The sequence below is a fragment of the Mesorhizobium sp. B2-8-3 genome (genome assembly GCF_006440815.1).
In the GTDB taxonomy this organism is placed as follows: Bacteria; Pseudomonadota; Alphaproteobacteria; order Rhizobiales; family Rhizobiaceae; genus Mesorhizobium.
In genome coordinates this window covers 390,498-414,886 of the sequence record NZ_VFTW01000001.1, presented here as the reverse complement: position 1 = coordinate 414,886, position 24,389 = coordinate 390,498, and the positions used below count along the sequence as shown (strand labels likewise).

The window sequence follows — 24,389 nt, the reverse complement described above, 5'->3', positions numbered from 1 at the left end:
TGAACGCAGACCGTCTCGTTTCGGCCTCAAGCGGGTGGCCGCTTCTTTATAGCATACACATCCGGCCTCCGACTTTTGCCCTAGGTATTCGGCGCGCGCCGGGATAGCATATGTGCTGGTTGGGGTGTGCGATGACAGAAGTCTCGATACGCCGAGCGGACTTCATGATGGTCCTCGCGTATGCGTCGGACCTCGCGACAGGCCATTCCCGCGACTTCGCGCTGAAATCTTGCGTGCTTGCAATGCGGATCGCGGACCTTGCGGGTGTTTCCGAGCAGGACCGGCGCAATGCCTACCACCAGTCGATGCTGCGCTATGTCGGCTGCAATGCGGATACGGACCTTCTGGCGGCCACCTTCGGTGACGAAATCGCACTGCGCCAGGATCTTGTCGCTCTCGACATGGGCAACCGTGCAGAATTGGGCAGGGTCTTCGTGCAGGCCTTCAAGCGGTTCTACTACGATCTCGAGCCTGACGCGCAGGCCAGGGCGATCGAGGCTGCGATGGCGCAGGCGCTGGCCGTGGCCCGCCCGGTGCTGACTGCGCATTGCGAGGTCGCCCAGCGTATCGGCGAGCGGCTTGGCCTGTCCGAGGACATCCGGCGCAACCTTGGCCAGATCTACGAACGCTGGGACGGCAAGGGCCTGCCGCGCGGGCTGAGCGGCGAGGATGTTCTGCCGGCCGTCCGCCTGATCACATTGGCGCAGGATGTGATTGCGCTCAGCGATGCTGTCGGTATCGACGCGATGGCCGAAACCGTTGCCAGTCGCGGCGATGGCCCATACGAAGCGGGTCTGGCCCGCCTCGTCTCGGCCAACGCGGCGGCCTTGATGGAAGGCATCGGCGCGACGGTCGACCGCGAGACGATTTTGGCGCTGGAGCCCGATCCGCCGGTAATGCTGGACGAGGAGGCTTGTGATGAGGCGTTCCTCGCAATTGCCGACATGATCGACATGCGCATGCCGTTCACGCAAGGCCATTCGCGGATGGTGTCGGAACTGGCCGCGGGTGCGGGCCAGCGGATCGGGTTGCCCACTGCCGATGTCCGCGCCCTGCGCTGGTCGGGCTGCATCCATGACATCGGCGAACTGGTGGTGCCGGTGGCGACCTGGATGCGCAACGGCCCGCTGTCGGTGCGAGAGCGCGACGCGGCGCAGCTGCACGCCTATTACGGTGAGCGGGCGCTGGCTTCCTTCGGCCACGGCGGCGACGCGATGGGCGCGCTCGTGCTGCGCCATCACGAGCGCCTGGACGGTTCGGGATATCACCGCAAGGTCAGCGGCTCCGACCTGTCTCCGGCGGCCAGGATCCTGGCCGCCGCCGAGGCGTTCCAGACGTCGCGGGAGGAACGTCCCCATCGCAAGGCGCTGTCCAGCGAGGCGGCGGCGACGCAGTTGCGTGCGGCTGTTCGTGACGGCTGTATCTGCCCCGAGGCTGCCGAGGCCGTGTTGTCCTTCGCCGGACAGCAGTCGCGCCGGGCTTTGCCGCAGGCGCTAGCCGGCATGACGCGGCGCGAAATCGAGGTGCTGCGCCTGATCGCCGCCGGCCTTACGGCGAAGGAGACGGCTCGCAAGCTCGATATCTCGCCCAAGACCGCCGACCACCACATCCAGAGCGTCTACTCCAAGATCGGCGTGACCACCCGCGCCGGTGCCGCTCTCTATGCGGTCGAGCACAGCCTTGTCCGACCGGGCGAAATGCCGGCATAGGGAATCCACCCCATGTGCGCCCGCTTCGGCGCGCGCATCGTGATCCTGTCGATGGACCAATGGTGGCCGCGACCGACAGGAGGAAATCAGATGCTTCTCGCAACGACCAAGGTGGCGGACGTCGACCACTTCATCCGGATCTTTTCGACCAAGGGCGCCGACAAGCGCCGGCTGCACGGCTCGAACGGCGCAACCGTGTTCCGCGACCCGAGCGAACCTGACCGCGTCTGGGCGATCTTCGACTGGGACGCCGAGGGTTGGAAGAATTTCGTGTCGGATCCGGAGGTGCCTGCGATCCTGCAGGAAGCCGGCCATGTGGGCAAGCCGCAGGCGGCATTGCTGCTCGGTCACTACGAGGCCTGACGTCCACGCTGCGCGCCGCCTGCTGGCTGGCGGCGGCGCGCCCGGCAAACACCTCGGAAGCCGAATTCCCCAAAACTCGCAACACCCAGAATCGGAGAAATGACATGAATCCGAAACCCATCAAGATCGGCCTTATCGCCGAACTCACCGGCCCGTTGTCTTTCATGGGCGTCGCCAATGCGAACCTCACCACCATGCTCGTCGACGACATCAACGCCAAGGGCGGCCTCCTCGGCCGGCCGGTGGAGCTCGTCATTGAGGATGGCGAGACGAACGACGGCGCCGCCAAGGCAAGGACCGCAAAGCTGATCGATGTCGACAAGATCGATGTGGTCGTCGGCGGCATATACAGCTCGACCCGCTTGGCCATCAAAAGCGAGGCGGTCACCCGGGGCAGGACGCTTTACATCTATACCGAGCAGTATGAGGGACAGGAGAACGATCCCTTGATCTTCTGCACGGGCCCGGTGCCCGCGCAGCAGGTCGAGCCGCTGATCCCATGGCTCATGGAGTCCACGGGAGCCAGGAAATTCTACCTGCCATCGGCCGATTACATCTGGCCTCATTTGCTGAACAAGGCCGCGAGCCAGGTGGTGCGCGCCAATGGCGGCGAGATCGTCGGCGAGGAGTATTTTCCGCTGGACACTGTCGATTTCCGGCGGACGGTGCAGCAGATCATGGCGAGCGGCACCGACGTGGTTTTCAACACCATCGTCCCGCCGGGGCTGACACCGTTCCTCGAAGAACTGCACAAGGCCGGCTTCGGCAAACGCGGCGGCCGGATCGTCTGTACCTACTTCGATGAGAACTTCTTCAACCTGGTGCCGCCCGACCAGATCGAGGGCCTCTACAGCTGCCTCGACTATTACCAGGAACTCGACGAACCGTTCGGTCGCGCACTGTTGCGGCGCTACAGCGCGCGGTTCCCCGGTGGCGCTACCTTGACTGCGGGCAGCGGGTGCACTGGTCACTACCGGGCGATCAAGATGTGGGAGGCCGCCGTTCATGAGGCCGCCACCGTCGAGCGCGACGCGGTTATCCGGGCGCTCGATCACGCTCGGATCAGTGAGGGACCTGGGGGCCCGGCGGAGATGGTTCCCGGCCAGCATCATGTGCGGATGAACATGTACATCGCACAGGTACAGAGCGGTCGATTCAGGGTCGTGAAGAACCTGGGTCCGATCGATCCCAACCAGCGAATGCTTACCGAAGAATTCCAACTGAGCAACGTGAGGTGAGCTGCGCGGATCCCGATCACTGCTCTTCCAATAGCGAGGGCGGCTAGATGGTGCCCTCGCCGTCCACCTTCTCGTAACGGCCAGCGACGACGTTGCGCCAAGATGGGGATCGCCAGCAGAGTGGTACCTTTCTGGATGAACCGGACCGTCTGTGCCCAAGCTGCATAGCGCCGGTGTTAGCCGGTGCAGGCCCTGTTCCTTTGCAAGATGTGAATTTTCTGTTTTAGCTATTGCCAATCTCGATCCGGCGCACTCTCGTCAAATCGTCACAATCAGCGGATGTCAGGGTCAGTGGTTACGTCTCCTCGCAACCAATTTTATCATAAATCAATAACCGTCCGCCTAATGCCGCTATCCTCTCCACCAGCCCGCCAGCCTGGGAGTCCCCCTCCTTGGAAAAGGCTGCGGACTTAGAGGGCCAGCCGGGTAGACTGGCCCCTCATCTCTTTTTCACACAGATTTTGGTTGATTTCCCGCGAGCCTTGCCACAACGATTGAGCATTCGGGGTACAGTGGAGTTGGGCTGGTGGACGTTAAATCGCTCATAGGCCGGCGAGCACCGCTAAAGAGCTTGTCCATGCAGCGCTCCTAAGCGCGCCTCTGGACGAAACGGTTTCCATTAAAGCAACTATCGCGGCAGCCCGTGAACTTGGCCTCGAACTCACCTCGAAGGATTGCGAACTCACCGAACTCATCATATTCGAGGCGGTTTTGCTCGGCCGGTTCGTCGCCTTCGATTTGCATGAGTGATGCGCACCCACGGCGTCCTTTGGTTCTCGCCGCCGGTCTCGGTTAAGACCGGCAGCATGGCGTCTGCTAAGAGGTCAACAAAGTCCAGGCAGCCGTCGAGAACCTACTTGAGTGGCCCAATCGAGGCCGTCGCCACTGGTCGACGCTTTAAGATTGGATTGCGGGGTTCTCTTCCTCGCGGGGCGGCAAGACGGTGGCGCTCGCCGGCGCCCCCGAGGCGCGATTTTGCGTGACGGCTGGTGGACTACGCGGTCCGATCCGTGGATGCGGTCCGTGAGATCGTTTTCGCTACCAGCGTGTTCGGCACCAGTATGTCATTGCGACGTGCGAAGGCGACCAGGGTTGCCCGCACGATCTCCGGATCGACCTCACCGGCAATGCCGGCTTTGCAGGCGTTGAGCGCGACCGCATGAGCCCCGTTACGGCCGGGGGCGGGCCAGTCCTGAAGCAGGGAACATGCTTCCATCGCGTTCTCGATTGTCACCGGGAAACCCATTCCGACCAGGATTGTGACAGGTTGTTCAAAGCGCGTGTTTGTCATGACTTGAGCCTCTATCGATAGCGTTGCGACTGCGGCGTGCCGAGCAACGGGCCTGTCCGCAAGGACAACTCGACGCCCTGCCCGGATTCTGCCAAGACGCGAGATCCGAGCATCAGGTTCGGCTCTCCGCAGACACTCCCGATGCCGCGACACGTGCGCCGACAGGATCAGCGTCGACGTCACCGTGCGCCGGTTCCAGCCCGCAGATTCGGCCATGTCCAGCAAGCCCGTCAGCAGCGGCTTGAGCGCCGTTCGGCATTCCTCTTCGTAGGCAAGGAATTCGCTCGGCGAGCATGCCGGGGCCGGAACGGTTCCCTCGCCGGTCATCACATTCATGATATTCTCCCCAATCGATCTGGCGATGCTCGCTCCCCACGTGGGGAGCGAGTCTGCCGGCGCTCAGAAATCCATTCCGCCGCCGCCCGGCATCGCCGGGACCGGTGCTTCCTTCTTAGGCTTTTCGGCCACCATGGCTTCCGTGGTGACGAGCAGGCCCGCGACCGAGGCGGCGTCTTGCAGTGCGGTGCGCACGACCTTCGCCGGGTCGATAACGCCCTGCGTATAGAGATCGCCGAACTCGTTGGTCTGGGCATTCCAGCCCCAGCCGAACTCCGCCTTCTCGCGCAGCTTGCCGACGATGATCGACCCCTCGGCTCCCGCGTTCTCGGCGATCTGGCGCACCGGGGTTTCGATCGCGCGGCGAACGATTTCGACCCCGGTCTTCTGGTCGGCATTGTCGACAGCGACGTTATCGAGCGCCTTTGCAGCCCTGAGCAGTGCGACGCCGCCGCCGGGCAGCACGCCTTCCTCGACAGCCGCGCGGGTCGCATGAAGCGCGTCGTCGACACGGTCCTTGCGTTCCTTGACCTCGACCTCGGTCGAGCCGCCGACGCGGATCACCGCGACGCCGCCGGCGAGCTTAGCCAACCGCTCCTGCAGCTTCTCGCGGTCGTAGTCCGAGGTGGTCTCCTCGATCTGCGCCTTGATCTGGGCGATGCGGCCCTGGATCTCTTCCTTGCGGCCGACGCCGTCGACGATCGTGGTGTTTTCCTTCTCGATCGCTACCTTCTTGGCGCGGCCCAGCATCTGGATCGTAACATTCTCCAGCTTGATGCCGAGGTCTTCCGAAATCGCGGTGCCGCCGGTGAGGATGGCGATGTCCTCGAGCATGGCCTTGCGACGGTCGCCGAAGCCCGGTGCCTTGACGGCCGCGACCTTCAGACCGCCGCGCAGCTTGTTGACGATCAGCGTGGCCAGCGCTTCGCCCTCGACGTCCTCGGCGATGATCAGCAGCGGCTTGCCTGACTGCACCACCGCTTCAAGCACCGGGAGCATGGCCTGCAGGTTGGAGAGCTTCTTCTCATGAATGAGCACGTAGGGCTCCTCGAGCTCGACGCGCATCTTGTCCTGGTTGGTGATGAAGTAGGGGCTGAGATAGCCGCGGTCGAACTGCATGCCTTCGACGACTTCGAGCTCGGTCTCGGCGGTCTTGGCTTCCTCGACCGTGATGACGCCTTCATTGCCGACCTTCTCCATGGCCTCAGCCAGGAAGCGGCCGATCTCGGCATCGCCATTGGCCGATATGGTGCCGACCTGCGCGATTTCGTCGTTCTTCGTCACCTTACGGGCGTTGGCCTTCAGCTCCGCGACCACTGCGTCGACGGCCTTGTCGATGCCGCGCTTCAGGTCCATGGGATTCATGCCCGAGGCCACGGCTTTGGCCCCCTCCTTGACGATCGCTTGCGCAAGAACCGTTGCCGTGGTCGTGCCGTCGCCGGCGATGTCGTTGGTCTTCGATGCCACTTCGCGCACCATCTGCGCGCCCATATTCTCGAACTTGTCCTCGAGCTCGATCTCCTTGGCGACGGTGACGCCGTCCTTGGTGATGCGCGGCGCGCCGAACGATTTATCGATGACGACGTTGCGGCCCTTTGGTCCCAGCGTCACTTTCACGGCGTTGGCGAGGATGTCGACGCCCCGCAACATCTTCTCGCGCGCTTCGGTATGGAATTTCACCTCTTTGGCGGCCATTGGATAACTCCTCTTTAGGCAGCTTTCATTGACTGGTTGACTGTTTGAAAAAGCCCTCAGGCGGCCTTCTTCATTGTGGCAGTCTGCTCGATCACGCCCATCACGTCGCTCTCCTTCATGATGAGCAGGTCCTCACCGTTCAGCTTGATCTCGGTGCCGGACCATTTTCCAAACAGGATCCGGTCGCCGACCTTCACGTCGGGTTCGACCAGCTTGCCGCCGTCGTCACGAACGCCAGAGCCGACGGCGATGACTTCGCCTTCGCTCGGCTTTTCTTTGGCGGTATCGGGGATGATGATGCCACCCGCCGTTTTTTCGTCGGCTTCGATGCGGCGGACCAGGATACGGTCATGCAATGGACGGAACGCCATGTCGTTCTCCTTCAGGACAAACAGGTTTTGAGGTTCCCCCGCACCGGACCGGCAATATCGGCCGGTGCGGGGCGACGCGACCCTCTCGGGCATCGCGCGCGCATATCGAGCTAGTTTTGGGATTTTCGGGTTTCAAGGGGCCGATGCAAAAAAATTAGCACTCGGCATATGAGAGTGCCAACGGACTGTTATCGTGCAGCTATTTCGTTCGAACGGGAGACTTTGCAGCTTGAATTTTCGCGACTCGCAGACAAAATTATCGCTGCTGCTGCCCATGGGACGGCAGCCTGGAACACGAACGCTATTCGAGGAGTTTTTGCAGACGGAGGACATCGATGAACCACCAGACGTTTTCGCCGATAATTTCCTCTCTTGCCCCCGAAACATCCGACTATTCGCTCGATCGCCTGCTGGCGCCGGCCAGGCATTTCAAGCATCCTGACGAGGTCTTGAAGGACGAGACGCTCGATCGTCAGGAAAAGCGGGCGATTCTGTCGTCCTGGGCTTCGGATGCCTGCGCTGTGGAATCCATGCCAGCGCTGCGTCAGCCGCCGGGTACCGAGCGGCCGGTAACCTTGGACCAGATCATGGATGCCTTGTGCAAACTCGATGTCGAGGCTGCGACGCCATATCCGGCAACCGATCATCGGCACATGTTTGACCGACTGGACGCATGAAATCGTAAGGAGAAGCATATGGTCAACGCGGTCAGCAGGGAGTTCCGACTGCAGATGGTTGGCTACGGACTGACCACCGCCGAGATCCATTACCATCTTCCCGATCACCCGAGCCTGCTGCAGCTCTACGTCTGGCAAGAATATGACCTGGCGCCGGAGTTTCCGGAGCTGCAAGAATTCCTGGGCTATTGGGAGCGTGAACTGGTGGGCGCGCTGCATTCCGTGCGAGTCGCCCACCATCGCCTCATCCAACCTTCGGAATTGCGCGCCGTCGACGGGATCATTGCCATCCACTGAGCGTGGCGTCAGATCGCAAGCCTCCGGTCGTCCTCATCGGACGGCATTTGCGGAGCGCGGAATGGCCATCTGCCGGTATCAGGCCGGCCCGTTTCGCCGCTTTCTTGAAAGCGTTATAAGCCTCACGGCCGCTGCGCCAGCCATCCAGCGCGTCGCGGCAGGCCCGCTCTGCGGCGCGCCAGCTGCGTCCCTGCGCCCATTCAGGCCATTGCTGATCCAGGCATTCCAATGCCTCGAAGCTGCTGGCGACCTTGCGCGAAGTGGCGGGAAATTCGAGCTTGACCGGTTCGGGAAACCGAACGTCGTTCATCACTTCCTCCGTTTGTTGTTCCAGTCTTTTGCGAGCAAGCAATCGGGCGGCGCCATCGGCGAACGCCCCTTGTCGAGATGGTTGGCCGCCCATGCCGTGTCAAGGTTGCCGCATGGCCGGCGTCAAAACCGTTGAACCTCCCCATCGGCAGCCGGCAGCCCGATCGGCCCGGCGATGCCTTCGGGCGCCATGATGATTGCCGCTCTGCCTCTTGACGCGGTGGAATTGAATTCCCAGATCGATTTTGCTGGCGCCTAAAAGGGCCAGCGAAGGTCAAGGAGCGCCGCATCCTTGGCGCTCCTCGTATCTATATTGCTCAATGGAGGATGTAGCTATGAGAACGACATTCGACTTTACCCCTCTGTTCAGGTCGAGTATCGGCTTCGACCGCATGCTGAACGCGCTCGAGGCTGCGAGCAGAGGCGAGCCGATCGACAACTGGCCGCCCTATGACATCGCCAAGACCGATGAGGACGACTACCGCATCACCATGGCGGTCGCCGGATTCAGCCAAGACGAACTGACCGTCACGCAGGAGCAGAACATGCTCATGGTGTCTGGCCAGAAGGTCGGCGAGGACAACAGCCATTACCTGCATCGCGGCATTGCCGGCCGAGCCTTCCAACGCCGTTTTGAACTGGCCGATCACGTCAAGGTTGTCGGCGCCGGTCTCGTCAATGGTTTGCTGACGATCGATCTCAAGCGCGAGATTCCCGAAGAGATGAAGCCGCGCAGGATCGAAATCGCATCCGACAAGACGATGCCGAAGGTCGCGGCGAACCGGAAGATCGAAGCTGAGAGGCAGGTCGCCTGAGAGCTCGCTGATGGTCTGGCGCGCGCGGCATCGGGCCTCGCCCGGTGCCGTCGCGAAACGATTGGTCAAATCCAATCAACAGAAAGGAGAACAACAATGAGTGTACGTGATCTGATCCCTTGGAGACGGGAAAATAGCCGGCTTCCGAGCTTGTTTCGCGATGACGAGCGCGACCCCTTTCTCTCGTTGCATCGCGAGGTGAACCGCCTGTTCGACGACGCTTTCCGCGGCTTCGGCCCTGCGCTATCGGCCTTCGGTACGCTATCTTCATTCGGCAGCGGCTGGCCGAGCGTCGAGATTTCCGACGGCGAGAAGGAGATCAAGGTGACGGCCGAGGTTCCCGGTCTGGAGGAAAGGGACGTTGAAGTGCTGCTCGATGACAGCGTGCTGACGCTGAAGGGCGAGAAGCGCTCCGAAACGGAGGACAGGGACCGGCAGTTCTCGGAGCGCTACTACGGCCGCTTCGAGCGGCGCATCCCCCTCGGTTACGAAGTCGAGGAGGGCGAGGTCGACGCCCGCTTCAAAAACGGTGTGTTGACGGTGAGGCTGCCGAAGACCGCGAAAGCGCAATCACAGGCAAAGCGCATCGAAATCAAGAGCTGACATGTGGCGCGGAAGGTCGCCGACAGGCCGGGCCTCCCGCGCCACACCTGCTCTACCAGGAAGAGAAATGCCTCTCAGCGACGAGCCGCATTCCGGCAAAGCCCGAACGAAACACGCGGGCGCCGTCGAGAACGATCGAGGCTGCCGCTAAAGAGGAACGCATGCTGCTCGATTGAGGGCCCGGCTCAGATATCGGTATGATGCCAGCGGCCAAGCTCTCCTCTTCGAGAGATCTGTGACATCACCGACGCTGGCCCCCGCGTTGGGGTGAGTCCTCGCCAGTTCTTCTGCCTTGGATTTCACATCAAAGGAAGCTCGCCGCCGCTTTTTTGCTGCTGCTACCGCATCCGCAATCTCGACTGCCAGGGTGAGTGCCGGCATTAGACTTCTCCCGGATGCCCAGCCTCTACTCCCAAACATTGCAGACGTTCGGCCAACCCGACAGCTGTGCCGGCGACAGCGTCACCGAGCCGCCAGGCTCGGCCACATGAACTGTCCGTGGTTCATGCGCTTGGTGAACAGACAAAGACCGGTGACATCCCAGAACAGGATCTTCAGCAGCCAGGCATTCTTGCCGCGGAACACGAACAGATGCCTCGAGAACGGCTCCTTCTTCAGATGTTCCTGGATCAGCGTCGCGAGCCCATCGAGCCTTTGCGCATGTCGGTGTGACCCAAAGCCAGATGCACTTTCACGCCGGCCGGAACGACGAGCATAACGCCTTCTCCCTGGCCGCCAGCTGCCGCTTCACCGCGGCCGCAGTGCTGCCAGTCGGCGCAAACACGCGCCGCCCATCATAAAGACCCCGCTGCCAAGGCGCTAGGTGCCAAGGGCGGAAAGAAGCGCGCCGAGAACATGACGCCAGAGCGGCGCCGAGATCGTTAAGAAGGCAGCAGCGAAACACTGGGGAAAATAGCAAGCACGTTCACTTTTGTGGTCGATGGAAGACCTTTGCGAGAAAATGGACGCCGTTGCGCCGAAGCCGGGCACGCGGTCCATATAAGAAGCGCGCTGCGGACAACTCCTAACAACCGCAGGTCGATTAGATGACGCTACGGAAGAACGATTGCAGGACGTCCAGGGAACGAAAAGCCCGCCGCTACCCAGTCGAGCGGCGGGCTTCCTGCGATTTCGTAAGCGGCTACACCCCTGAAAGGAGCGACCGCTTCCCCGGTTAATGCGGCGACCGCGCAACGGTCCCGACAATTTTAACCAACGTCAAAATTTCAAACTGATACACTACCCGAAGTTTTGAGGGTCTTCCTCGCTGTCGCGCGCGATGGATCGATCAGCGGCGCGGCAAAACGGATCGACGTGCAGCATTCGACGGTCTCGCGCCGCATCAAGGCGCTGGAACAGCAGCTCGGCACGCGCCTGATCGAGCGCAAGGCGTCGGGCTACGAGCTCACCAGCGCGGGCGAGGAGCTGAAGCTCGCTGCCGTCAAAATGGAAGTCGAGGTGCTGGAGGTCGAAGGCGCGCTCGGCGGCGAAGAAGATCGTCCAACAGGCGTACTCCGCGTCGCTGCGATCAACAACATGGCCTCGTCGGTGCTGATGCCGATATTCGCGCGCTTCAGCGCAAAATATCCAGAAATCGAGCTGCACGTGCAGGTCTCGAACAAGTATGTCAGCCTGGCCGAGCGCCAGGCCGATGTTGCGATCCGCCAGACCAACACGCCGCAAGAGACACTGGTCGGCACGTTGCTCGGCAAGGTTGCCTCTGCCGTCTATGGCGAGCGCAATATGTAGTCTCATTGCGCTCCGGCGCGACGCCGAAATGGCTGGGCGTGGAATGTTGCGCCTTCCACCAGTCGTTGACAAATGCCGCGTGCCCCAACCGCGACTACAGCTTTTTTGTCGACGATACTTTGTTGACTCTCGCGGCGCTGCGCGAGGGAATGGGCCTCGCCTATCTGCCGTGCTTCATGGGCGACAATGACGCCCGACTGCTCCGTTATCTCGCCCCGGAGCCGCATCATGATGTCGGCCTCTGGCTGCTGTACCATCCCAATCTCCGACGCACCAAGCGTGTGCGACTGTTTCGCGAACACATGCTGGCGGAAATGGTGAGCCAGCGGGAGCTGTTCGACGGTTTGAAGCCGCGACGTGAGGGCCGGAACAATCTCGCCACGATGTCGTCGCCGGAGCCGAAACGCCACGGACGACAGGCTGCGCCAGTGTGAAATAGAGTTGGCCTCCGTTGCCGTTGCGGCGCAACATGTCGCCTTCTGGCCCTAGGCGGCGGTTTTTGAATGTCCGTTCTTCCTGCGCTCCTGAGGCAGTTGGCACGTCAATACGACGCACTTGCGTACCTGCTAAAATAATGAAATACGGCCCGCGAGGGATGACGGCAGGGAATGGGTTGGCATGTATTTTCCTCAGTTTCTCACGGGAATGGTGGTGACGTCGGGCGCCTTAGCGGCGCGGGCATATGGCGCGACAGGCTCCCTATGGATCGCGGCCGTCTGGGCCATTCTCACGTTGGTGCTGCTGCAAGTCGGATATTTTGTGCTTGTGCTCGGGATCGTTTATGGGTCGCGAGATAGCGATCGAGCGTCGGATGCAGGTTCTAGCCAGACAGCAAGTCGCGTAGCGCGATAGAGTCCGCGCGGGACTGCAGAACAATTCGCTTCTAACCCCCTGTCTCCCGAAGCCTAATGCCGTGGAGAGCACCGCCATGAAGACTTTGGCCGGCTTGGACTCCGGCGGGCAGGCAATGCGAAGGTCCGCTTCGCATTGTCGCTCCAAATCCTGACTGGCAGAAGACGGCCCCAAAGCGGTCGGCAAATTTTCTACAACTCGCAATCCACTGGGGTTCTTGGAAGCTTTTCGAACTTTCTGGGTCGCGCCTCAGCCCGAATTGCGGGGCTTATGGACAAAGGGGGATACTGAATTCGATTTTTAGGCATCGACTTCCTGGCGCGTTTGCCTCCTCATGGTACGCGTCAGCAGGTGTCCAAATGTGAGTGGCAGCTTTGCGCCTCAATTCCCGCTACTGGGATCGCAAATGCCATTTTCCCGGAGCAGTCACAAGCAGGTTGTCTGACGGCCCGAACGGCCACCAGCTCACAGGGCCATGATGGGTTCAGGCAACCCTGCGATATCGACCCGCCGCATGAATACCGCGCCTCCGACGTCGTCCGCCTTGGTCGCCTCGGTCGTGCTGCCGTCCCAGCCGGTCGTCACGTACAATGTCTTGAGTTCTGGTCCTGCAAAACACAGGCTGGTCACGAATGTGGCAGGCAGATAGAGCGACCGTCGAAGCGTGCCTTTTGGGTCGATACAGACAACCTTGCTGCCGCCATAAAGTGCGCACCACACATTGCCCGCACTATCAACGGCAAGGCCGTCAGGCATTCCATCATTGTTGGCAAAGGTGAAGAACACGCGACGACCCGAGATCGATCCGTCATTGCCGAGATTGTAAGACAAGATGCGGCGGCCCACGGTATCGCTGAAATAGAGCTTGCGGTTGTCGGGCGAGAAAGCCGGGCCATTGCAGATCACGAAGCCCCGGTCGCCGACCACCCAGCCTGTGCCGGGGACCATGCGATAGAAGAGCGCGTTTGGCTCCCGCTCCGACACATCATAGGTTCCCACCCAATAGCGCCCGGCACGGTCGACCTTGGCGTCATTGTAGACGAGGTTCATTTGTCCTTGCTTGGGATTTGCGAAAACCCGGGTTTTCCCAGTGGCTGTGTCGAGAAGGTGCAGCCCATGATCCACCGCGAGAAGCAGGCCCTTTTCGGTAAGGACGAGCGACCCGATAGTCTCGGCGAAATCCATTTTCCAGCTGTCGCGGGCGCCACTGCCTTGTCGTTGCCGGTGCACGGTTGGGCCATAGAAGTCTATCCAATAGAGTGCCTGCTCTGCCGGGTGCCACAGGATGCTCTCGCCCAGCCGATCGCGTGTTGGGGCGAAGATTTTCCATTCCGCGATGTCTGCTGGCATGTTTCCGATCCTTGCCGGTTTGGGGCGCATCACTGAGCATCCGAACGCGACGGCGGCCCGTGTTGCGTCGGCCTCTCAGAAGCCCCGTGAAAGTCGAACCTCGAGGCTCAGCTGCCAATGTGGAAAGTCTCCGTGTGGCCGTCGACCGCTATTGCCTGACCCGTCACCATTTTCGCGGCCGGCGAAGCCAGGAACACGCACATGTCGGCGATTTCCTCCGGGTTCACGAAGCGCTTGATCGACTGGGATTGGACATATTCCTTCTGGAGGACATCGATTGCGACCCCGCGGCTCTCCGCCTCGGCCTTGATAACTTGCTGCATGCGGGCGCCATCGACGGATCCAGGGCAAATCGCGTTGGCGCGCACACCGTATGGCCCGAGTTCGACAGCCAGAGATTTCGTGAGCCCGATCACTGCCCATTTGGCGGCGGCATAAGGCGTCCTCAACCCATAGCCGTACAGACCGGCCGTTGAAGAGATGTTGATGATGCTGCCGGAGGACTGGCTCTTCATCAGAGGCGCGGCGCGCCTGGCACACAGGAATTGCGCGTCAAGGCACACACTGAGACAGTCACGCCAGTCGTTCAGTTTGAGCTCCTCGACATAGCCGGTAGGACCCTTGGTGCCGGCGTTGTTGATGAGGACATCAAGACCGCCGAGATCACGGAGTGCGTCATCAAACCAGGCGTTGATGGCCTTCTCGTCGCTCAAATCCACTTTCTTACCCGAGACCTGCGGATGGGTCTTTGTCACATTGTGCAATGCCCGCTCATCGACATCACAGACATGGACCTTGGCGCCACTGTCAGCGAAGGCCTGGGCGATAGCCCACCCGATGCCCGAACCTCCCGCAGTGATCATCACGCGTTGGACCATTTTATCCTCCTTGTTGTCCCGGATATGACGCGGCGCCGCTGCGCGCGTCATTTACGCTTCGGCACTATTTTTAGTGTAGGCACCAGCCCCCGACGAAGGCGGCGATTGACGGCAACGGCAGCGCAACGAACGACGCAGGCCGAGACTTGGTGCCCCGCCAATCAGCGAGAAAGCTCGCCGCCGTCCACCACGATGTTGGACCCATTCACATACGAGCAGAGGCCCGAGCAGAGCGCGACGGCGACATAGGCGATCTCTTGCGGTTGCGCGAAGCGCCCCATCGGGATCGCCGCTTCATAGCTGGCGCGGATGGTTGCGGCATCGCTGCCAGTCTGCCGCGCAACGTTGGCGGTTGTCGCCGCCACCATCTCCGTGTCGACGCTGCCAGGCGAGATGGTGTTGACGCGTATGCCCCGTGGTGCGAGTTCTCCCACCAGCGCATCTGCCAGTCGCAGGACACCAGCCTTGGAAGCGCAGTAAGCACCCCACAAAGGCCATCCCTTCAGCCCATACTGCGACGCGATGAGGACGAGGTTGCCCCCGCGATGCAGATGCCGTGATCCCTCTCGAGCGACCAGGAACGCCCCTATCACGTTGACATCCAGTACACGGCGAAAGTCTGCGACCTGCATGTCGGCCAACGGGGCGACAACACCGATCGCCGCAGCGTGAACGATGTCGTCAATGGGACCTTCAGCAGCGATTTCCGCCAAAATTCGTTTTACGGACTCTTCGTCGGCAATATCACAGCCCCGAACCGTTTCGGACGCGTTGATGTCGAGGCGCACGACTGCGGCGCCGGCCTGGTCGAATGCGTCTGCGATGGCCTTGCCAATTCCGCGGGCCGCGCCCGTCACAACGGCGCGTCGGCCGGCAAGCAGCTGCGGCACCTGAAACGGGGCAGAAGAACTCTCCTGCGAGGGGTTGGCGAATGTCATGTGATGGCTCCGGCGAAAAAGGCGATTTTGGCTAACGGTGAGGCTATTTCACCGCGCGCTGCCGCAACAATGGTGCCGAAGGTCACTATTGATAGCATCATCTCGCCGACCCGCGTCCGAGATGGTGACCGTCGGCACCATTGTTGAGGTCTCAAAGCGTGAATTAGGGTCCTGCCAAGATCACGATTTGTCTCGCGGGAGCCATTGCCATGAAGCCAGATACCCTTCCCAAATGCTGCATTATCGGAGCAGGCTGCAGCGGAATTGTCACTGCCAAGGCACTCACGCAACGCGGCATTCCCTTCGACTGGTACGAGATGAGCGATCGGGTTGGCGGTCAGTGGGCATTCGAAAATCCGAATGGGAAGTCGGCGGCATACCGATCGCTGCACATCGATACCTCCAAGCTGCAGCTGGAGCTGGCGGACTTCCCGATGCCCGCAGATACTCCGCACTATCTGCACCACACGCAGGTGCTGGCCTACCTGAAGTCGTACATGGACCATTTCGGTCTGACCGCTAAGGTCAAACTCAATACCGAGGTCAAGAAGGCTGATCGTGATGCCAATGGGACCTGGCAGATTCGTTTGGGCGACGGCGAGACGCGCTCCTACGACGCATTGTTCGTGTGCAACGGACATCATTGGGATCCGCGTCTGCCCGAGCCCGCCTATCCAGGCAAGTTCGAGGGCATGCAGCTTCACTCGCATGGCTATCGCGACCCGTTCACGCCGGTGGATTTCACGGGCAAGAACGTCCTGGTCGTTGGCATGGGCAATTCGGCGATGGATATCGCCAACGAACTTTGCCCACGCCATATCACCAACAAGCTCTTTGTAAGCACCCGGCGCGGCGCGCATATCTTTCCGCGTTTCCTGCTCGGCAAGCCTGCCGACAAAGGCAAGCTCTATCCTTGGCTGCCGCTGTCGCTCCAGCGCTGGGTTGGCCGTCGGATCTTCCATTTCGCGGTCGGTCACATGGAAGATTTCGGGTTGCCTAAGCCTGACCACCGCGTGTTCGAAGCGCACGTTTCGGTGTCGGACACATTTCCAACGTTGGTTGCCTCGGGCGATATCGAAATTCGACCCGGCATCAGAGAGCTCGACGGTGACAGCGTCGTCTTCGAAGATGGACGCCGTGAGAAGATCGACATCATCGTCTGGGCTACCGGCTACAAGGTCTCTTTTCCCTTCTTCGACCGGTCCTTGATCTCGGCGCCGGGCAATCGCCTGCCGTTGTTCAAGCGCGTGCTTAAACCCGGAATACCAAACCTTTTCTTTATCGCTCTGGCGCAACCGAGCATCACGCTCTTTGCGCTTGCAGATCGGCAGGCAAAGTGGATAGCGACATATCTTGCTGGCGACTATGCACTGCCCGACGTGGAAGAGCAGAAGCGCACCATTGTCGCCGATGAAAAGAAGCACATGAGCCGCTATTACGCGTCGGCGCGCCATACGATGCAGCTCGACCAGGACATCTATTTCTCGGAGCTCGAGGGCGAACTCAAGCGCGGACGCAAGCGCGCCCGTTCTCTTGGCTTCGGGCGCACCCGGCTGCCGGTTCCCAGGGTCGCCGATGTGGAGTTTCGGGCCGCAGCCGAGTGAGGAACGCCGTTAGGCGCCTGTCACCCGCAGGTGCTGGACGTAGGTGAGAAAGAGCTCGCGTTCGGTGGTGATATCGAGCTTCTGATAAAGGCGAAGCCGGTGGTTTTTGACGGTTCCACGCTTGACGCCCAGGCGATCCGCGATGCTGGCGATCGGATGGCCTTCGAGCGTCAACTCGACGATTTGGCGTTCGCGGTTGGTAAGAACGGATAGCCAGTCATTTGGATCGGCACGCGGTGCGTGCATGGCAGATACCTCGACTTGGTCGCATTGGCCACCAGGTGCTGCACCGAAATCGGCGCCCAGGGCCGATCGGACGACGAGCCGGCCATCAGGAAGCAATGCCTTGGTGTTGCCGGTGCTGGCGAGCTCAACCAATGCCTCCACCAGCCCGCCCCTTGGATCGGCGACCAGCCTGCGCCACGCGCTGTTTGCGGCGAGTTCGTCGCCGCGCCGGTCAAGGAGGCGCAGGGGCTTTTCGGTGGCATCTGCCGCCAAGCCATGACTGATGATGGCTTTCAAGTGGGCATCGTGCAGACCGGCCAGCGAGGGAAATGCATTCTCGATCGTTGCAAGCTCCGCGGCGCCGAATTCGCCGACGGCGCGATCGACCACGAGCGTCGGACTGGCGCCGCCGATCGGCGGCAAGAACACGGCAATCTCGTCACTGATGCTGGCCGCGCGCAGGAACTCAAGGGCATACCGGCTTTTCCACATTTCGGCGGGCGCCAGACGGCGCAACGAACAGACCGCCGGCGAGGCAACGCTTCGCCAATAATCGTGAAACGGGTCGAGCGTATACAGACCAGATGCGTAGGGCGCGGCAACCTCGCTGCGGATTTCGCGTGGAATGATGAGGTCCGGCGCTCCGGAACTTGAATACCGCACCAAAGAAAACGCGTCGGCCTCGACCAAGGAGGCAATCACCTCGAGCAATCTGTCATAGAAGACATCATCGCCAATCGCGGCGCTCGCGCGTCCTATCGCAGTGGAAAATCCCAGTCCCGCCATGCCGTTTCGAACTTCAGACCGGATCTGGCCGGGGTTCGGAACGTAGTTTCTAACCGGAGAATGGACGTTCATTTCTCCTCCTTGGCCTTTTGGCCCAAAAATTGGTCATATGGCCAATTGTTGATCCTTTTGGACAAATATGTCAATGTGAACTCATGAGCCTGACAAAAATCAGTGACATCCGACGCCGCGAGCTGCGCCATGCAGCCTTTGAGGTTCTGCAAAGCGAGGGCATGGCGGGGGCTACAATCGAGAAAGTCGCCCAGAAGGCGGGCGCCTCGAAAGGCATCGTCCATCACTACTTCAAAACCAAGCAGGAGCTTTTCGAGCACACGATGCGCCATTCGAACTCGTTGCTGCGTGACGAGGTCATTCGGCTGATGCGTTTGGCGCGTAGCCCGGACGAGCGCCTGTGGGCGATCATCGCCGGCAATTTCAGTACAGCGTTTTTTACGCCGGGAATTTGCCATGCCTGGCTTGCACTCTGTTCCGAAGTGCCGCGCGAGCCGCAGCTGGCGCGCATTCAGCGTGTCGTCCACGCTCGTATGCATTCGAATTTGATGAGCGCCTTGTCTGGGCTGGTCCCAGCCGATCAATGCGAGGCCGTGGCGCTTGGAATAACCACAATCATCGACGGGCTGTGGCTCAGGCTCGGACTGCGGCCGGCAAAAATTTCTGCACTCGAAGCGCTGGAGCAGCTGAGCGACTATCTGGCTCACCGCATCCCTCACATAAGCTGGGAGGAGCATCTGTCGCGCACCGATCCCGGCCACCGGCCGGGTTGAGGGGATAGCGCATGGCGTCGCGGATGGTGACCGTTGGCACCATTGTTGGACAACGGATGGCTGCATAGGCTCTGACAGACCTGAACGTGAAGGAGCAATTCCATGGCCGCGCGGCTCGCTGACAAAGTAACCCTGATCACTGGGGCGGCGTCGGGGATCGGCAGGGAGACGGCCCGGCTTTTTGCACGTGAGGGATCCACCGTGTTCCTTGGCGATATCGATCGCCGGCGCGGCGAGGCCGCAGCTGCCGAGATCGGGGCGTCTGCGTCTTACGTCGAGCTCGACGTGACCAAGGAGAATTCCTGGTCAAGCGCGGTCGACGCGGTTCTGGAGCGGGCCGGCAGGCTCGATGTGTTGGTCAATTCCGCCGGGATTTGGAGTGACGGCGATTTCATCAGCTACTCGCTCGCTGAATGGCAACGCACGATGGATATCAACGCCACCGGGACTTTCCTGGGCTGCCGTGCCGCCGTGGCGGCGATGAAGGAAAAGAGCAACTCCGGATCGATCGTCAACATCGCCTCGATCTACGGCAACATTGCTTCTGATGACGCGGTTGCCTACGCCGCCAGCAAGGGCGCGGTGAGGATGTTGACCAAGGGCGTTGCGCTCTATTGCGCTGCCAACTCATTGGCTGTGCGCTGCAACTCGGTTCATCCCACCTATGTCGATTCAGAAATGCTTGCAAGCTTCGCACATGTGGTCGGCGGCCGCGAAGCGGCAGTGGCCGGGTTGAGTGGAGTGGTGCCGATGCGCAAGCTGCCGGTGCCATTGGACATCGCGGAGGCGGTCTTGTTCCTCGCGTCTGACGCTGCTCGGCTCGTGACGGGGGCTGAGCTGCCTGTCGATGGTGGGATGCTTGCCGGGATATTTGCACCTATCAGCGCTCCGCCGCGCCAACTTGGGGCTTAAGCCCTCCGGGACCCCGAGTTTGATGACAAGAACGAAAGACAATGGGAGAAAGAAATCATGATAGGTCGTAAAATTGCACTTTGGACAGTGCCACTTGCCGCAGGTCTCGCGATCGCTCCGACGGCGATGGCGAAGCCCTTGGGCGAGACGAGTACATCGATTAAGATCGCTATCAACGAATGGACCGGCCAGAACCTGTCCGCGCACATCGCCGGCAAGTTGCTGGAAAAGCTTGGATACAAGGTGGAATATATCACTGCCGGCACGTTGCCTCAGTTCACCGGTATCGCAAGTGGCAGCCTCTCTGTGTCACCAGAGGTTTGGCCGAGCAACTTGGGTGATGTCTACCCGAAGGCCAAGGCGGAGGGAAAGCTCGAAGAAATCGGCGAGCTCGGTCTTGAAACCAAGGATGGGTGGCTGTTCACAGCCGACACCAAGACCGTCTGTCCGAAATTGCCCGAGTGGAGCTAAAAGAGCCCGCCTGCGTGCAGGCGCTTGCAACGCCGGAAACATTTCCGAACGGGCGGCTTCTCGACTACCCGGCCGATTGGGGATCGGTCAGCGGGCCTGAGCTGAAGAACGCCGAAATTCCGTTTACGCCGGTGCCCGCCGGTTCCGAGGGGGCGCTGGTTGCCGAGCTACAGGCAGCGGTTGCGGCCCACAAACCCTTACTCATGCGTTTCTGGGCGCCGCATTGGGTGTTGGCCGAAGTGCCGGTGGAATGGCTCAAAATGCCGCCCTGCGACCCGAACAACCTGGCCGAGTGCATCGTTGCGCCGCCGGTGATCAAGGTTGCGTGGGCTGGGTTTCGCGGAAAATGGCCAGCCGGCTATGAGCTGATGAAATCGCTGCAGATCCATGCCGATGACCAGCAAAAGATGATTTATGCCGTGGACAAGCAAGGCAAGAACCTCGATCAGGCCGTCGATGGCTGGATCGAGGAACACCAGAGCGACTGGCAGTCCTGGCTGAAGGCGGCTCAGAACTGAATTGAGCCCGGATCAATCGCGAGCGGTGGCGCCAAGTCCGGCTCGCCGCCCTTCTGGAACCAGCTGAAGAAAAGTTGGACATGACCAATCCTGTGGATGGATCAAGCGCCGCGCCGAGGGCACCCGCCAAGCTCAGGTCCAGAAGTCTCTGGAAGATCTACGGACCTCGGCCGGCGAAGGCCCTGGCCCTATCCTCGACCGAGTCTCCTGCGTCGCTCAGGCGAAGGCTAGAATCTGCCGGCAATTTCCTGGCCCTGGCAGATGTCAGCTTTGACGTCCGGCAAGGGGAGATCTTCGTTGTCATGGGTCTTTCAGGCTCGGGCAAGTCGACGCTCGTGCGGTGCCTGTCGCGCCTCGTTGAGCCAACGCACGGCGAGGTATGGCTCGGTCAGGAAAACCTCCTCTTGGCCACCGAGCGTCGATTGGTTGACGTGCGCCGCAAAGTCATGGGAATGGTATTCCAATCCTTTGGCTTGCTTCCGCATCTCAATGCGCTCGACAATGTGATATTCCCGCTCAGAATGCAGGGAATGCCACTTTCCCAACGCCTGGAGACCGGCCGTGAAATGATCTCGCTTGTCGGCTTGCAGGGCCGCGAGCGCAGCATGCCACACGAGCTTTCCGGCGGACAGCAGCAGCGCGTGGGGATCGCACGCTCGCTTGCCGTCAATCCGGAGCTGTGGTTCCTCGACGAACCCTTCTCCGCGCTCGATCCCATGATCCGGCGCCAGATGCAAGACGAGTTTCTGCGACTGCAACGCCTGCTCCAAAAGACGATCGTGTTCATCACCCATGACATTCAGGAGGCGTTTCGTCTGGCCGACCGCATCGCGATCATGCGCGAAGGCCGCATCATCCAGATCGGCACGCCGGCCGACATCATGCTTCACCCGGTGGATGCCTATGTAGCAAGCTTTACAGAGGAGGTTTCGCTGACCAAGGTGGTGACCGCCGGCTCGGTCATGGAAGCAATCCCACAGGGCTGGAATGGCGATGAGGGCGCGTACGAGATCGACGCCGCCGTGCCGATCGAGGCCCTGCTTCCGCAAAGCATCGCCGGCGCCCGAACGTTTGTGATCACGCGGGAAGGTGAGGGCCGGGTAGGTCTCTTGAATTCCGAGGTCATCGCAAAAGTATTGGCCAATGACACAATCAAGCGGGGAGCGGCGTGAGCGCTCAACAGGCAGTGTTTGCCCCGAACGAAAGCCTGCCAATAAAATCCAGGCAATTGTTCTGGCTCGCGGTTCTGGCCTTCATTGCGATCTGTGTCGCAATGCGATCCGCGATGCCGTGGCTCGTAGACTATCCCAGTGCCTGGTTGTTGCCGGTCGCTCCCCTCATCACCGGGATCTTCGGCTTCATCATACCCCTGCTAACCCCGATCTGCGCGGTGCTGGCCACCATTTTAGGCGCGGCTTTGAATGCCTGCAGCGCAGCGCTACAGTGGATGCCTTGGCCGGCAATGCTCCTCTTCTTCGCAGTGCTCGGCTGGTTGGCCCGGGGCTGGCCGTTGGCATTGTTCACGCCGGCAGCGCTGGGCTATGTCGTGCTGGCCGGCTATTGGGAACAGGGTATGAATACCCTGTCATTGGTCGTACTGGCAGTACCGCTCGCCGTCGGATTTGGTTTCCTGCTCGGCATTGCGGCCCACTCGTCCCGTTTTGTCCGCAGCGTCACCATGGTGGTGCTGGATCTGCTGCAGACGGTGCCAGCCTTCGCATTCCTGATCCCGCTCCTGCTGCTGTTCGGTTTCGGGCCAATCGTCGGTTTGATCGCCTGCCTTGTGTACGCGGTGGCCCCCATGGTCCATTGCACGATGCTCGGGCTAGAGCGCGTACCCCTTTCTCTTCTCGAGGCCGGCACCATGGCTGGCTGCACGCGCTGGCAACGCTTCTGGAATGTCATTTTGCCGACGGCAAAGCGAGAGATCCTGACAGGTGTCAATCAGACCACGATGGCGGCCTTCAGCATGGTCATCATGGCGGCCATCATTGGCGGTTTCAACGATGTCGGTTGGGAGGTGCTGAACGCCATGCGCAAGGCCGAATTCGGTCAAAGCTTGCTGTCAGGCCTCGTCGTTGCGGTTTTGGCGATGGTGGTGGACCGTATTACCTTCGGCATGGCCCAGCCGCAACGTAACAAAGCGCCGACGACGTGGCGCAAAATCCTGCGAACTCTAGCGATCCTGGCGCTACCTGTTTTTATCGCTGTCTTGTTGCATGCCTCGCCATCGGCCATGGCCTTCGCCGACCGGGCTCGTGGTGTGATGGACCCGTCAGGCCTGAATCGCTTCGTGATCGGGCTTGTCCACGACTTTTCCGCGCCGCTCGACGCATTGAAGGTCTTTGTCCTCTATCATTTCATGCTGCCACTGCGCATCGGTCTGGTCGGCGCTGTCACGCCCTTCACCTGGGGCTTTGCTTGGACGCCTGAGATCAATGCCGTCTATTGCGGTCTGACGCTAGCGCTGGCAGCCTGGCTATGGTTCAGGGGTCAATGGCAGATGGCGGTCGGCACGTTGATAGCCGCGACCTTTTTGTTACTCGGCTTCAACGGGTTTCCCTGGCCGGCCTTCATTGTTGTCGTGACATTCCTGGCGTTGTCGGTCAGTGGTACGCGCCTGGCCGCGCTCGCGGCTTTCGGTACTTGCTTCATTGTCGGCAGCGGTCTCTACCGCCCGCTCGGCCAGTCATTATATCTGTGCCTCCTGGCCGTGCTGATATGCATGTTCACGGGAGGGCTCCTCGGCGTTGCCGCAGCCAAGAGTGACAGGTTCTCGACTGTCTTGAAGCCCATCTGCGACGCGCTCCAGACCATGCCGCAGTTCATATTTTTGATCCCCGCTCTGATGTTTTTCCAGGTCGGCGAGCTTACCGGCCTGATTGCAATAGCATTGTACGCAATCGTGCCGCCAATTCGCTACGTGGAGTACGGGCTGAGAAGTGTCCCAGCGGATCTTGTCGAAACATCGCGCCAGATTGGCTGCACTGCTTGGCAGCGCTTGATCCATGTTGAGTTGCCGGTCGCCAAGCCGGTGGTCGTCCTCGGCGTGAACCAGACGATCATGGGGGCGCTGTCGATGCTGCCGGTGGCGGCGCTCGTCGGCACCAAGGATCTGGGACAGCAGGTTTATATCGCGTTGAGCAAAGCGGATCCCGGCCAGGGTCTGGTGGCAGGCCTGTCGATCGCTCTTGTCGCCATGATCTCGGACCGCATTATGCGAGCGACAGTCTCAACCGCCGGCGCTGCGCTGGATTAGCCGCTAGGCAAAAGCCTCGTGGGTCGACGTCATTAAGACATGCGCCACGACCGTTGAGGGTGACTGCGATCCAGGCTTTGCCAGGGTCGCGACGCATTCGCTGGAGGCTTGCAACAAGGCCTCGAGCATGGCGGCGGCGGATCGGTGGTGGCCGGCGGCAAAACGGTTGTGGATCTTTGGGGAGGTCATACTGATGCCGGCCCCGTTGCCGCCCATGGCTGCAAGACACGCTGATCAAGGTTTGTCGTCGACAAAAGGGGTGGTCGCACTGGCGATCGCAATGCTTGTGGAGCGTGGCGGACGGCTGGGTTGACAACCCGGCTCGGGAATTTAGCAACGGTCGGGCAGTTATCGACTG

The 24,389-nt window shown here is 60.9% G+C and carries 25 protein-coding genes; 16 read left to right on the top strand and 9 right to left on the bottom strand.

The annotated features are described in order from the left end of the window. The first annotated feature begins 164 nt into the window (after window positions 1-164). The 3 genes from FJ418_RS02250 (at window position 165) to FJ418_RS02240 (ending at window position 3,310) form a co-directional block, all read left to right on the top strand. On the top strand, window positions 165-1,709 hold the full coding sequence (locus FJ418_RS02250) for an HD domain-containing phosphohydrolase (protein ID WP_246682885.1): 1,545 nt from the start codon (window positions 165-167) through the stop codon (window positions 1,707-1,709). A 90-nt stretch (window positions 1,710-1,799) separates the two neighbouring features. Next, window positions 1,800-2,072, top strand: a complete 273-nt coding sequence (locus tag FJ418_RS02245; protein ID WP_027024197.1) for a hypothetical protein — start codon at window positions 1,800-1,802, stop codon at window positions 2,070-2,072. A 104-nt stretch (window positions 2,073-2,176) separates the two neighbouring features. Next, window positions 2,177-3,310: a substrate-binding protein gene (locus tag FJ418_RS02240; protein WP_140863315.1), complete on the top strand. Its 1,134-nt coding sequence runs from the start codon at window positions 2,177-2,179 to the stop codon at window positions 3,308-3,310. A 994-nt stretch (window positions 3,311-4,304) separates the two neighbouring features. Here FJ418_RS02240 and FJ418_RS32275 read toward each other — a convergent pair. From FJ418_RS32275 to FJ418_RS02220, 3 genes are all read right to left on the bottom strand, one after another. Then, a complete protein-coding gene (locus tag FJ418_RS32275) occupies window positions 4,305-4,937 on the bottom strand; it encodes a DUF982 domain-containing protein (protein WP_246682884.1) in 633 nt (210 codons plus the stop codon). 63 nt (window positions 4,938-5,000) lie between these two features. Beyond that, a complete protein-coding gene (gene groL / locus FJ418_RS02225) occupies window positions 5,001-6,632 on the bottom strand; it encodes a chaperonin GroEL (protein WP_140708178.1) in 1,632 nt (543 codons plus the stop codon). 56 nt (window positions 6,633-6,688) lie between these two features. Beyond that, window positions 6,689-7,003, bottom strand: a complete 315-nt coding sequence (locus tag FJ418_RS02220) for a co-chaperone GroES (protein WP_140863449.1) — start codon at window positions 7,001-7,003, stop codon at window positions 6,689-6,691. A 335-nt stretch (window positions 7,004-7,338) separates the two neighbouring features. Between FJ418_RS02220 and FJ418_RS02215 the strand changes: the two genes are divergently transcribed. Together FJ418_RS02215 and FJ418_RS02210 are read left to right on the top strand one after the other, a co-directional pair. Continuing rightward, the gene (locus FJ418_RS02215) at window positions 7,339-7,680 is read left to right on the top strand and encodes a hypothetical protein (RefSeq protein ID WP_140645541.1); all 342 of its coding nucleotides are present in this window, start codon (window positions 7,339-7,341) and stop codon (window positions 7,678-7,680) included. An 18-nt stretch (window positions 7,681-7,698) separates the two neighbouring features. Then, window positions 7,699-7,977: an usg protein gene (locus tag FJ418_RS02210; RefSeq protein WP_140645540.1), complete on the top strand. Its 279-nt coding sequence runs from the start codon at window positions 7,699-7,701 to the stop codon at window positions 7,975-7,977. On the opposite strand, the gene FJ418_RS02205 is transcribed toward FJ418_RS02210, so the two are convergent. Next, complete coding sequence (locus FJ418_RS02205) at window positions 7,961-8,287, bottom strand: DUF982 domain-containing protein (protein WP_140645539.1); 327 nt, start codon at window positions 8,285-8,287, stop codon at window positions 7,961-7,963. The two genes, FJ418_RS02210 and FJ418_RS02205, sit on opposite strands and share 17 nt — an antisense overlap. A 334-nt stretch (window positions 8,288-8,621) precedes the next feature. Here FJ418_RS02205 and FJ418_RS02200 point away from each other — a divergent pair, with 334 nt between their 5' ends. Both FJ418_RS02200 and FJ418_RS02195 read left to right on the top strand, forming a co-directional pair. Then, window positions 8,622-9,101, top strand: coding sequence for an Hsp20 family protein (locus tag FJ418_RS02200; protein ID WP_140645538.1), 480 nt, complete (start codon window positions 8,622-8,624; stop codon window positions 9,099-9,101). A gap of 96 nt (window positions 9,102-9,197) precedes the next feature. Beyond that, entirely contained in the window at window positions 9,198-9,704 is a 507-nt protein-coding gene (locus tag FJ418_RS02195; protein ID WP_140863314.1) for an Hsp20/alpha crystallin family protein, read from the top strand. 462 nt (window positions 9,705-10,166) lie between these two features. Here FJ418_RS02195 and tnpB read toward each other — a convergent pair whose 3' ends face one another. Then, a complete protein-coding gene (gene tnpB / locus FJ418_RS32270; RefSeq protein ID WP_226892230.1) occupies window positions 10,167-10,295 on the bottom strand; it encodes an IS66 family insertion sequence element accessory protein TnpB in 129 nt (42 codons plus the stop codon). A 660-nt stretch (window positions 10,296-10,955) separates the two neighbouring features. On the opposite strand from tnpB, the gene FJ418_RS32160 reads away from it, so the two are divergent. Further along, window positions 10,956-11,453, top strand: coding sequence for a LysR family transcriptional regulator (locus FJ418_RS32160; protein ID WP_210243135.1), 498 nt, complete (start codon window positions 10,956-10,958; stop codon window positions 11,451-11,453). Window positions 11,454-11,458: 5 nt separating this feature from the next. Continuing rightward, entirely contained in the window at window positions 11,459-11,887 is a 429-nt protein-coding gene (locus tag FJ418_RS32155) for a LysR substrate-binding domain-containing protein (RefSeq protein WP_210243134.1), read from the top strand. 883 nt (window positions 11,888-12,770) lie between these two features. Here the strand turns inward: FJ418_RS32155 and FJ418_RS02170 are convergent. The 3 genes from FJ418_RS02170 to FJ418_RS02160 all read right to left on the bottom strand — a co-directional run bounded on the left by FJ418_RS02170 (window position 12,771) and on the right by FJ418_RS02160 (window position 15,471). After that, a complete protein-coding gene (locus tag FJ418_RS02170; RefSeq protein ID WP_181166813.1) occupies window positions 12,771-13,655 on the bottom strand; it encodes an SMP-30/gluconolactonase/LRE family protein in 885 nt (294 codons plus the stop codon). Window positions 13,656-13,762: 107 nt separating this feature from the next. Beyond that, window positions 13,763-14,584: an SDR family oxidoreductase gene (locus FJ418_RS02165; protein ID WP_246682882.1), complete on the bottom strand. Its 822-nt coding sequence runs from the start codon at window positions 14,582-14,584 to the stop codon at window positions 13,763-13,765. Window positions 14,585-14,694: 110 nt separating this feature from the next. Beyond that, complete coding sequence (locus tag FJ418_RS02160; RefSeq protein WP_140784899.1) at window positions 14,695-15,471, bottom strand: SDR family NAD(P)-dependent oxidoreductase; 777 nt, start codon at window positions 15,469-15,471, stop codon at window positions 14,695-14,697. Between the two features lie 209 nt (window positions 15,472-15,680). Between FJ418_RS02160 and FJ418_RS02155 the strand changes: the two genes are divergently transcribed. Next, window positions 15,681-17,075, top strand: a complete 1,395-nt coding sequence (locus tag FJ418_RS02155) for an NAD(P)-binding domain-containing protein (protein WP_140784900.1) — start codon at window positions 15,681-15,683, stop codon at window positions 17,073-17,075. A 9-nt stretch (window positions 17,076-17,084) separates the two neighbouring features. On the opposite strand, the gene FJ418_RS02150 is transcribed toward FJ418_RS02155, so the two are convergent. Further along, window positions 17,085-18,158, bottom strand: coding sequence for a helix-turn-helix transcriptional regulator (locus FJ418_RS02150; protein ID WP_246682880.1), 1,074 nt, complete (start codon window positions 18,156-18,158; stop codon window positions 17,085-17,087). Between the two features lie 83 nt (window positions 18,159-18,241). On the opposite strand from FJ418_RS02150, the gene betI reads away from it, so the two are divergent. From betI to FJ418_RS02120, 6 genes are all read left to right on the top strand, one after another. Beyond that, window positions 18,242-18,871, top strand: a complete 630-nt coding sequence (betI, locus tag FJ418_RS02145; RefSeq protein WP_140708161.1) for a transcriptional regulator BetI — start codon at window positions 18,242-18,244, stop codon at window positions 18,869-18,871. 102 nt (window positions 18,872-18,973) lie between these two features. Further along, on the top strand, window positions 18,974-19,783 hold the full coding sequence (locus FJ418_RS02140) for an SDR family oxidoreductase (RefSeq protein ID WP_140784901.1): 810 nt from the start codon (window positions 18,974-18,976) through the stop codon (window positions 19,781-19,783). A 57-nt stretch (window positions 19,784-19,840) separates the two neighbouring features. Beyond that, the gene (locus FJ418_RS32520) at window positions 19,841-20,254 is read left to right on the top strand and encodes a glycine betaine ABC transporter substrate-binding protein (protein WP_140863308.1); all 414 of its coding nucleotides are present in this window, start codon (window positions 19,841-19,843) and stop codon (window positions 20,252-20,254) included. 14 nt (window positions 20,255-20,268) lie between these two features. Then, entirely contained in the window at window positions 20,269-20,772 is a 504-nt protein-coding gene (locus tag FJ418_RS32515) for a glycine betaine ABC transporter substrate-binding protein (RefSeq protein ID WP_181166812.1), read from the top strand. An 80-nt stretch (window positions 20,773-20,852) separates the two neighbouring features. Further along, entirely contained in the window at window positions 20,853-21,944 is a 1,092-nt protein-coding gene (locus FJ418_RS02125) for an ATP-binding cassette domain-containing protein (protein WP_140863305.1), read from the top strand. Next, entirely contained in the window at window positions 21,941-24,031 is a 2,091-nt protein-coding gene (locus tag FJ418_RS02120) for an ABC transporter permease subunit (protein WP_140708155.1), read from the top strand. The genes FJ418_RS02125 and FJ418_RS02120 overlap by 4 nt, the downstream gene beginning before the upstream one ends. Window positions 24,032-24,389 lie beyond the last annotated feature (358 nt).

Coding starts and splice junctions, on each gene's coding strand:
- FJ418_RS02250 (WP_246682885.1), top strand. CDS start 165: ATGATGGTCCTCGCGTATGCGTCGGACCTCGCGACAGGCCATTCCCGC.
- FJ418_RS02245 (WP_027024197.1), top strand. CDS start 1,800: ATGCTTCTCGCAACGACCAAGGTGGCGGACGTCGACCACTTCATCCGG.
- FJ418_RS02240 (WP_140863315.1), top strand. CDS start 2,177: ATGAATCCGAAACCCATCAAGATCGGCCTTATCGCCGAACTCACCGGC.
- FJ418_RS32275 (WP_246682884.1), bottom strand. CDS start 4,937: ATGAATGTGATGACCGGCGAGGGAACCGTTCCGGCCCCGGCATGCTCG.
- groL (WP_140708178.1), bottom strand. CDS start 6,632: ATGGCCGCCAAAGAGGTGAAATTCCATACCGAAGCGCGCGAGAAGATG.
- FJ418_RS02220 (WP_140863449.1), bottom strand. CDS start 7,003: ATGGCGTTCCGTCCATTGCATGACCGTATCCTGGTCCGCCGCATCGAA.
- FJ418_RS02215 (WP_140645541.1), top strand. CDS start 7,339: ATGAACCACCAGACGTTTTCGCCGATAATTTCCTCTCTTGCCCCCGAA.
- FJ418_RS02210 (WP_140645540.1), top strand. CDS start 7,699: ATGGTCAACGCGGTCAGCAGGGAGTTCCGACTGCAGATGGTTGGCTAC.
- FJ418_RS02205 (WP_140645539.1), bottom strand. CDS start 8,287: ATGAACGACGTTCGGTTTCCCGAACCGGTCAAGCTCGAATTTCCCGCC.
- FJ418_RS02200 (WP_140645538.1), top strand. CDS start 8,622: ATGAGAACGACATTCGACTTTACCCCTCTGTTCAGGTCGAGTATCGGC.
- FJ418_RS02195 (WP_140863314.1), top strand. CDS start 9,198: ATGAGTGTACGTGATCTGATCCCTTGGAGACGGGAAAATAGCCGGCTT.
- FJ418_RS02170 (WP_181166813.1), bottom strand. CDS start 13,655: ATGCCAGCAGACATCGCGGAATGGAAAATCTTCGCCCCAACACGCGAT.
- FJ418_RS02165 (WP_246682882.1), bottom strand. CDS start 14,584: ATGACGCGCGCAGCGGCGCCGCGTCATATCCGGGACAACAAGGAGGAT.
- FJ418_RS02160 (WP_140784899.1), bottom strand. CDS start 15,471: ATGACATTCGCCAACCCCTCGCAGGAGAGTTCTTCTGCCCCGTTTCAG.
- FJ418_RS02155 (WP_140784900.1), top strand. CDS start 15,681: ATGAAGCCAGATACCCTTCCCAAATGCTGCATTATCGGAGCAGGCTGC.
- FJ418_RS02150 (WP_246682880.1), bottom strand. CDS start 18,158: ATGAACGTCCATTCTCCGGTTAGAAACTACGTTCCGAACCCCGGCCAG.
- betI (WP_140708161.1), top strand. CDS start 18,242: ATGAGCCTGACAAAAATCAGTGACATCCGACGCCGCGAGCTGCGCCAT.
- FJ418_RS02140 (WP_140784901.1), top strand. CDS start 18,974: ATGGCCGCGCGGCTCGCTGACAAAGTAACCCTGATCACTGGGGCGGCG.
- FJ418_RS32520 (WP_140863308.1), top strand. CDS start 19,841: ATGATAGGTCGTAAAATTGCACTTTGGACAGTGCCACTTGCCGCAGGT.
- FJ418_RS02125 (WP_140863305.1), top strand. CDS start 20,853: ATGACCAATCCTGTGGATGGATCAAGCGCCGCGCCGAGGGCACCCGCC.